The sequence below is a fragment of the Yersinia sp. LJYL362 genome, assembly GCF_048323875.1.
In genome coordinates this window covers 1-8,841 of sequence record NZ_JBLWEX010000038.1, presented here as the reverse complement: position 1 = coordinate 8,841, position 8,841 = coordinate 1, and the positions used below count along the sequence as shown (strand labels likewise).

The window sequence follows — 8,841 nt, the reverse complement described above, 5'->3', positions numbered from 1 at the left end:
AGGTTTTCACATTAGCGACTCTGGTTGCCAGCATGATGTTCGGCGCGGCGGCTCAAGCTGATACCCGTATTGGTGTCACTATTTATAAATATGATGACAACTTTATGTCCGTGGTCCGTAAAGCTATTGAGAAAGATGCTAAAGCATCTCCTGACGTCACCTTACTGATGAATGACTCGCAGAATGACCAATCCAAGCAAAACGATCAAATTGACGTGTTGCTGGCTAAAGGCGTAAAAGCGTTGGCAATCAACCTGGTTGACCCAGCAGCAGCGCCAGTGGTTATTGATAAAGCTCGCGCAAACGATGTTCCAATCGTGTTCTATAACAAAGAACCTTCACGCAAAGCGCTTGATAGTTACGACAAAGCTTACTATGTCGGTACTGACTCCAAAGAATCTGGTGTTATCCAGGGTGAGTTGATCGCCAAACATTGGAAAGCTAATCCAAATTGGGATTTGAACAAAGATGGCAAAATTCAGTTTGTACTGTTGAAAGGCGAGCCGGGCCATCCAGATGCTGAAGCCCGTACCACTTATGTCATTAAAACCCTTAATGAGAAAGGCATTCCAACGCAGCAGTTGCAGCTAGATACTGCAATGTGGGATACCGCACAGGCTAAAGATAAGATGGATGCCTGGTTATCTGGCCCTAACGCCAACAAAATTGAAGTGGTTATCGCTAATAACGATGCGATGGCTATGGGTGCAGTAGAAGCATTGAAAGCGCATAACAAAACCAGCATTCCAGTCTTTGGTGTTGATGCCTTACCTGAAGCGTTAGCTTTGGTTAAATCAGGTCAAATGGCCGGTACTGTTCTGAATGATGCGAATAATCAGGCTAAAGCGACCTTCGATCTGGCTAAAAATCTGGCCGATGGCAAACCTGCCGCTGAAGGCACTAAATGGAAAATTGACAACAAAATTGTACGTATTCCGTATGTAGGTGTTGATAAAGATAACCTGGCTGAATTTACTAAATAACAGTCGATATTTGTTAGAGACCCAATAACAACGGGTAGGAAAGAAATATTAACCTTCTGGCCCCGGTACTTTAGCGGGCGTCGAGTTTCGGGGCTGAAGGTTTTCTGTTGCATTGATCCTTATTTTAGAGTGCGCGCTGGCTGGCGGGAGTTTAACACCCAACAATTCAGTGGCGATTCTTAGCCAGGTATAACTATGGCCGATATTAATACAGCACAACCTCGCGAGTGGTTGCTGGAAATGAGTAATATTAATAAATCATTTCCGGGCGTAAAGGCGTTAGATAACGTAAATCTTAAAGTGCGGCCAAATTCGATCCATGCGTTAATGGGAGAGAATGGTGCAGGTAAGTCAACGCTATTAAAATGTCTGTTTGGTATCTATAAAAAAGACTCCGGGAGTATTATCTTCCAGGGGCAAGAAATAGAATTTAAAAGTTCTAAAGAAGCATTAGAACATGGTGTGTCGATGGTACATCAGGAGTTAAACCTGGTATTACAACGCACCGTAATGGATAACATGTGGCTGGGGCGTTACCCAACCAAAGGTTTCTTTGTCGATCAAGATAAAATGTACAAAGACACCAAAGCTATCTTCGATGAATTGGATATTGATATTGATCCACGCGATAAAGTTGCCACTTTATCGGTATCCCAAATGCAAATGATCGAGATTGCTAAAGCTTTTTCTTACAATGCAAAAATCGTTATTATGGATGAGCCAACTTCTTCATTAACAGAGAAAGAAGTTAATCATCTATTTACTATTATCCGCAAATTGAAAGAACGCGGTTGTGGAATTGTTTATATCTCCCACAAGATGGAAGAGATATTCCAGCTGTGTGATGAAATCACTATTTTGCGTGATGGTCAGTGGATTGCCACCCAGCCGCTGGAAGGGCTGACCATGGATCAAATAATCTCGATGATGGTTGGGCGCTCACTGAGTCAGCGTTTTCCTGATCGCCTCAACAAGCCGGGTGAAGTGATTCTGGAAGTAAAAAATTTGACCTCACTACGTCAGCCTTCAATCCGTGATATCTCCTTTGATCTACATAAAGGCGAGATTCTGGGAATTGCTGGATTGGTCGGAGCTAAGCGCACCGATATTGTTGAAACATTATTTGGTATCCGCGAAAAAGTAGCTGGTACGATTAAATTGCATGGTAAGAGTATTAATAACCACAGCGCCAATGAAGCCATTAATCACGGTTTTGCATTAGTAACGGAAGAGCGCCGCTCAACCGGGATTTATGCTTATCTCGATGTAGGTTTTAATTCCCTGATTTCTAATATTCGTAACTATAAAAACAAATTTGGGTTGCTGGATAATACCCGCATGAAGAGCGATACCCAATGGGTTATCGATGCTATGCGAGTCAAAACGCCGGGTCATCGCACCAGTATTGGTTCTTTATCTGGTGGGAATCAGCAGAAAGTCATTATTGGCCGCTGGCTATTAACTCAACCAGAAATATTAATGTTGGATGAACCGACTCGAGGAATTGATGTCGGTGCTAAGTTTGAAATCTATCAGTTAATGACTGAACTAGCGAAGAAAGACAAAGGAATTATTATTATTTCCTCTGAAATGCCTGAGCTATTAGGGATCACTGACAGAATTTTGGTAATGAGTAATGGTCAAGTTGCGGGAATTGTTGAAACCAAACAAACCACGCAAAATGAAATATTACGTCTTGCATCCTTGCATCTCTAATCCAGTCGAAGGTTCTTATTATGAATGCGTTAAATAAGAAAAGCATGCTCACTTACCTTAAAGAGAGCGGGATTTACGTCGTATTATTCGTATTACTGGCAATAATTATTGTCAAGGACCCGACATTTTTAAGCCTGATGAACTTAAGTAATATTCTGACCCAATCTTCTGTGCGTATTATTATCGCGCTCGGTGTTGCGGGGCTGATTGTGACTCAAGGTACCGACCTGTCAGCGGGTCGTCAGGTGGGGTTAGCGGCGGTGGTTGCGGCAACGATGCTGCAAGCCATGGATAACGTTAATAAAGTTTTCCCAGATTTGCAGACTGTACCTATCCCAATCGTTATTTTAACCGTGTGTTTGATTGGCGCGATTATCGGTTTGGTCAACGGTATTATCATTGCTTATCTGAATGTGACACCATTTATTACCACATTGGGCACCATGATTATTGTTTACGGGATTAACTCCCTGTATTACGACTTCGTGGGTGCTTCACCGATTGCTGGTTTTGACCCTGCATTCTCAACCTTTGCACAAGGGTTCTTGCGATTTGGTGATTTCAAACTCTCTTACATTACTTTCTATGCATTGATTGCTATCGGTTTTGTTTGGGTTCTGTGGAACAAAACGCGCTTTGGTAAAAATATTTTCGCCATCGGCGGTAACCCAGAGGCCGCAAAAGTCTCTGGTGTTAATGTGCCACTAAACTTAATTATGATTTATGCGCTGTCTGGTGTGTTCTACGCATTTGGCGGGATGTTAGAAGCCGGTCGTATCGGTAGTGCAACCAATAACCTGGGCTTTATGTATGAGTTAGATGCGATCGCTGCTTGCGTAGTGGGCGGGGTATCCTTCAGTGGTGGTGTTGGTACTGTTATCGGTGTTGTGACCGGGGTTATCATCTTTACCGTGATTAACTACGGGTTGACTTATATCGGCGTGAACCCGTACTGGCAGTACATTATTAAAGGTGCGATCATTATCTTTGCGGTAGCTCTGGATTCACTGAAATACGCCAAGAAAAAATAATCAGCTATTAGCAAGACAAGAAAGCCAGCCAGAGTCAAACTCGGCTGGCTTTTTTACCTGTCATATTCTTCGTCAAAATTGTCGAAAGACATCATCATATCCAGCACAGTTCAATGGGCCGGATTACGCAGATAAATAATCCAATAGGTCAGCCCTACTAATAATCCTCCACCAATAATATTACCGATCGTCACCGGAATAAGATTATCAATAATAAAATTGGACATGGTGAGGGAAGGGAATTGCTCTGGTCCTGAATTAATCGAATGCCAGAATTCAGGTGATGCAAAATCACGGATCACAATAGCTAATGGGATCAAAAACATATTGGCAATGCTGTGCTCAAATCCACTGGCAACAAACATACCAATGGGGAGTAGCATTACCACAATTTTGTCTGTCAAAGTATGGCCAGAATAACTCATCCATACAGCCAGACAGACCATCAAGTTAGCCAGTATTCCCAAACACACCGCTTCTATAAAGGTATGGTGTAATTTATGGTCCGCTGTTTGCAGCACATTTAGTCCCCATAAACCATTCGCCGCAGTATGCTGACCGGCATACCAAATCAGGGCAACAAAAAACAATGCACCAATCAGATTACCGAAATAGACATTGATCCAATTAGTAATTAATTGTCGCCAACTGATCTTGCCACTGGCTTTAGCTACCACAATCAACACCGTGGAGGTGAACAAATCAGCACCACAGATAATCACCAGAATCAGGCCAAGGGAGAAACATAAACCGCCGACTAATTTTGCCAACCCGTATGCTACACCTGCGGTACCGGTGGTTGCTGTTATGTAGAAGACAAAAGCAATGGAGATAAACACACCAGCGGTCATCGCTAAATAAAAAGTTGTTGCTGGATTTTTAGTGGCTTTATATATACCAACTTGCTCTGCAAGCTTTGCCATATCAACCGGAAGTCGCAGATCAAAGGGATTTTCAATACTCATTGATAACTCCTTGTTGCATATTTTTTTGTTAAGAGAAGGGTAAGGAATAATTAAATATTTATTTTAATGACAGGGATTTCATGCATTTTTCATACCATGAAGTTGACGGCATCTTTACAATGTGCCGGTGAGGTGATGAGCGAAATTAGGTATTTTATGCGTGGTTTTCAGTGAATATATAACCATTTCGCTATGTATTAATTTATACATCGATGTGCTTATAGTGAATACCAAATAAAAAGGTACAGTGGTATATAACTATCTGTTTTATTGATCTTTTTTATGTAAATGAGACGTAATTTCAATAATAAGTCTTTACAGGTGAATGTGCTAAAATAGTTTGTTAATCCAGATCAAGCTTACCGCGGGTTAATATATATTTGTTCATTTCAATACCTTAAAGTAGTTATCATCCACTTTTTGAGCTTAATTACTTTGGGTATATATGGATAGCGCAAAAAAACTACTCCGCCCCTCATTGGCTCAAGTCTGGCAAGACACATTGTTCACGGTATCGAAAAAGTTATTATTGCTGCGGGATATAACCGATTTAGTTAACGAACTCAGGAAACTCTCTTTTTCTGTCGTTCGTTTCCAGCGGGTCAATTTATTACTGCTTAACCCCCTGTATAACCAAATGACGCTCTATACCCATGACGATGTGTCTGACACTGTTGTGGCGTCGCAGAATATTTTATTTGCCGAAGGCCCCGGTGGACTGGCCTGGCAGCAACAGACGCCTTTGCAAACTGATAGTCACCGTATGCAAAGGGAGTTTTCTGCTGTTGGTGATTTAGCACCGTATCAGAAATTACATGCTGGCTGCCATTTCCCTTTGGGCCATGATAACCATTGGTCAGGCTGTGTTGAGTTTATTAAAACCGATAATAGCCAGTTTGATGAGCAAGCTATTACCTTTCTGGGGTTATTGGCAGAAGTAGTGGCCATCGCTGTCGACAATATTACTGAGATAAACCGGGCATTCTCCGAGCGCGAACGGTTGCGCTTTGAACGGGATCATTTCCGTATACTAGTGGATGTCACCAATACGGTTATTTCTAAACTGGAGTTGGATGTATTAGCGGCGGAGGTCTCAAAAGAGATACACCGCTTTTTCAATATTGATTACATCAGTTTGGCAATATGTGGTACGCACAATGACAAAAGTAAACTGAATGTTTTTTCTACTCGCTATCAGTCTGGTAAAGCGGTACAGCATCAACAAGCCTGGGTAGATATGACGGGCACATTAGCCGGGCAGGTTTTACACAGCCGGGAATTATTACTCGTCAATCTGGCTGATATTGCTCTTTTGGCTCCGGATGATAAACAACTGGCAAATATGCTGGATGCTGGCTTACAAGCAGTTTGCCTATTGCCACTATTTTTCGGTCATAAGATGCTGGGCGTATTGAAATTAGCACAATGTCAGAGTGATATTTTCACTGACAGTAACCTTAAACTGTTACGACAAATAGCCGCGCGAATTGCTATTGCAGTCGATAATGCCTTGGCTTACAACGAAATTACCCGCTTGAAAGATTCATTGGTTAATGAAAATCTCTATTTGACTGACCAGATTATTCATAATGAAGAGTTTGGTGAGATAGTGGGTCACAGCGCAGCTATTAAAGCAGTGCTGGAACAGGTTGAAATGGTGGCATCCAGTGACTGTACAGTATTGATTCTGGGGGAAACTGGCACCGGTAAAGAGTTAATTGCCCGTGCCATCCATAATTTAAGTACCCGTAAGAATAAACGTATGGTGAAAATGAACTGTGCGGCCATTCCCTCCGGTTTAATGGAGAGTGATCTGTTTGGTCATGAAAAGGGGGCTTATACCGGTGCCGCCTCACAGCGTATTGGTCGTTTTGAAATGGCGGATGGCGGTACGTTATTTCTCGATGAAGTTGGGGATATCCCTCTTGAATTGCAACCTAAGCTCCTGCGGGTTCTACAAGAGCGAGAAATAGAGCGGCTGGGGGGCAGTAAAATTATCCCAGTTGATGTTAGGTTGATTGCCGCGACTAACCGAGATTTAAAACTGATGATGGTAAATCGGGAATATCGCAGTGATCTCTATTATCGGCTTAATGTTTTTCCAATTGTGATCCCACCGTTGCGTGAACGTCCTGAAGATATCCCTTTGTTAGTGAAATTTTTCACTCAGAAAATAGCCAAACGCATGAACCGCACTATTGATACCATTCCGGGTGAGACATTGCGTTTACTCAGCCGCCTACCTTGGCCGGGTAATATTCGCGAACTGGAAAATGTTATTGAGCGGGCGGTGATCCTCAGCCGTGGCACCACGCTAAATTTACAGTTACAAGAACTGGAATATCATTTATCGCCATTAGAAGTGGCGAAACCTGTATTGGAGCGAGCGGTTCACAAACCATTATTACCTGAGAGTGAAGAGCCAGAGTTTTCAGAATCTGAACGTGCGCGAATTATTCGGGTATTACGAGAAACCAATGGTGTAGTCGCCGGGCCGAAAGGAGCCGCAATTAAGTTAGGGTTGAAACGCACCACACTGTTATCCCGCATGCAGCGGTTAGGAATCTCAGTAAAAAGTATCGAAGACGAAGATGGGATGGAATAACTTACGTAATTGTCTTTTTTGTTCTGATTTAGATTCTATATTCGTAAGCAGCAAAGTTGAACCAAGGCGTGATAAATCTTTCTACTCGGACGAGGCGTCGCGAGCAAAGCCAGTCTGGGCGCGCCCAGCGCACAGCCACCGGAGTGTACATAAGTACATGACGATGGCGAGCACTGCGTAAACCCAGAATGGCAAAGCGCAGTAGCCGTTAACCGATCAACTCACTTCGGCTTCCCTACGTAACCGCGCCTTCAGCTGGCTATACTCTTGCTGCACGTAATTTTCTGCCCAAGTTTGATCGGCAATGGCCTCCAATTTCACCGCACAATACTTATATTCTGGCGTCTTGGAGATAGGGTCCAGATGGTCCAGTGTCAGCTCATTACACGCGCCGATCCACCACTGATAAGTCATATATACCGCGCCGACATTGATGCGTTCACTGACTGACACCCGAGTAATAACCTTACCGCGCCGCGATGCAACCCATACCAATTGTTGGTCCTGCAAGCGCATTTTATCTGCATCCTGCGGGCTGATTTGCACGTAACCCGGTTCATCGGCGAGTGTTTGTAATGCTGAGCAGTTGCCGGTCATGGAGCGGCAGGAATAGTGGCCGACTTCACGCACGGTACACAGCACCAGCGGGTATTCTTCATCCACCTGTTCCATTGGCGCACGCCATTCGCTGGCAAACAACAGCCCTTTGCCGCCGGGGCGGTCAAACTTATTACCCGCATATAACCACGGTGTGCCGGGGCTGTCTTCAGTAGTACAAGGCCACGGAACATAGCCCAAACCGGCCATTTTTTCGTAAGTTGCGCCGTAATACAGCGGACATAGCTCGCGTAGTTCGTCCCAAATCTCTTTAGTATTGTGGTATTTCATCGGATAGCCGAGGGCTGTCGCCATTAGGCTGATAATTTCCCAATCCGGTTTGACGTCACCTTGGGGTTCTACTGCTTTCTCAAACCGTTGGAAACCCCGGTCGGCGGCAGAATAAACGCCTTCATGTTCGCCCCACGACGTTGCTGGGAAAATAACGTCGGCTTCGGCAGCGGTTTTGGTCATAAAGATGTCTTGTACAATCAGCAATTCCAATTCGCTGAATGCTTCGCGCATCATCGAAAGGTCCGGTTCGGTTTGCAGCGGGTCCTCGCCCATCACATAGTTGGCTTTGATTTTGCCTTCTTTGACCTTGTGCGGAACGTCGGTCAGCGAGTAACCAATTTTGCCAGAGAGAGAAGGAACCCCCCAGGCTTTGGCGAACTTCTCCAGTGTCGCGGGGTCAGTCACGGCTTGATAGCCAGGGTACATATTAGGTAATGCCCCCATGTCGCAGGCACCTTGTACGTTATTCTGCCCACGAACTGGGCCGACGCCGACATTTGGGCGGCCTAAATTGCCGGTCAGTAGTGCCAACCCTGACAATCCTTTAACCACATCCACGCCCTGACCCCACTGGGTAACACCCATGCCCCACAAAATGGTGGCAGAAGGTGCGGCAGCATAGATGCGCATCGCTTCACGAATAGTGTGTG

Annotated in this window: 6 protein-coding genes; 4 read left to right on the top strand and 2 right to left on the bottom strand. The window is 44.3% G+C overall.

Going from position 1 to position 8,841, the window contains the following annotated elements; genetic code table 11:
• The 3 genes from mglB to mglC all read left to right on the top strand — a co-directional run.
• The coding region (gene mglB / locus ACNSO8_RS01560) for a galactose/glucose ABC transporter substrate-binding protein MglB (protein ID WP_418393619.1) at positions 1-983 on the top strand (983 nt) is incomplete at its 5' end.
• A gap of 195 nt (positions 984-1,178) precedes the next feature.
• Positions 1,179-2,699: a galactose/methyl galactoside ABC transporter ATP-binding protein MglA gene (gene mglA / locus ACNSO8_RS01555; RefSeq protein WP_005162291.1), complete on the top strand. Its 1,521-nt coding sequence runs from the start codon at positions 1,179-1,181 to the stop codon at positions 2,697-2,699.
• Between the two features lie 20 nt (positions 2,700-2,719).
• Positions 2,720-3,730, top strand: coding sequence for a galactose/methyl galactoside ABC transporter permease MglC (gene mglC, locus ACNSO8_RS01550; protein ID WP_004388732.1), 1,011 nt, complete (start codon positions 2,720-2,722; stop codon positions 3,728-3,730).
• Between the two features lie 110 nt (positions 3,731-3,840).
• Here the strand turns inward: mglC and focA are convergent, their stop codons facing one another.
• A complete protein-coding gene (gene focA / locus ACNSO8_RS01545) occupies positions 3,841-4,695 on the bottom strand; it encodes a formate transporter FocA (protein WP_019081043.1) in 855 nt (284 codons plus the stop codon).
• 445 nt (positions 4,696-5,140) lie between these two features.
• Here focA and flhA point away from each other — a divergent pair, with 445 nt between their 5' ends.
• Complete coding sequence (gene flhA, locus ACNSO8_RS01540; protein ID WP_172653581.1) at positions 5,141-7,300, top strand: formate hydrogenlyase transcriptional activator FlhA; 2,160 nt, start codon at positions 5,141-5,143, stop codon at positions 7,298-7,300.
• A 216-nt stretch (positions 7,301-7,516) separates the two neighbouring features.
• Here flhA and ACNSO8_RS01535 read toward each other — a convergent pair.
• Positions 7,517-8,841: molybdopterin oxidoreductase family protein (locus ACNSO8_RS01535; protein WP_418393618.1), on the bottom strand; the 1,325-nt coding region annotated here is incomplete at its 5' end.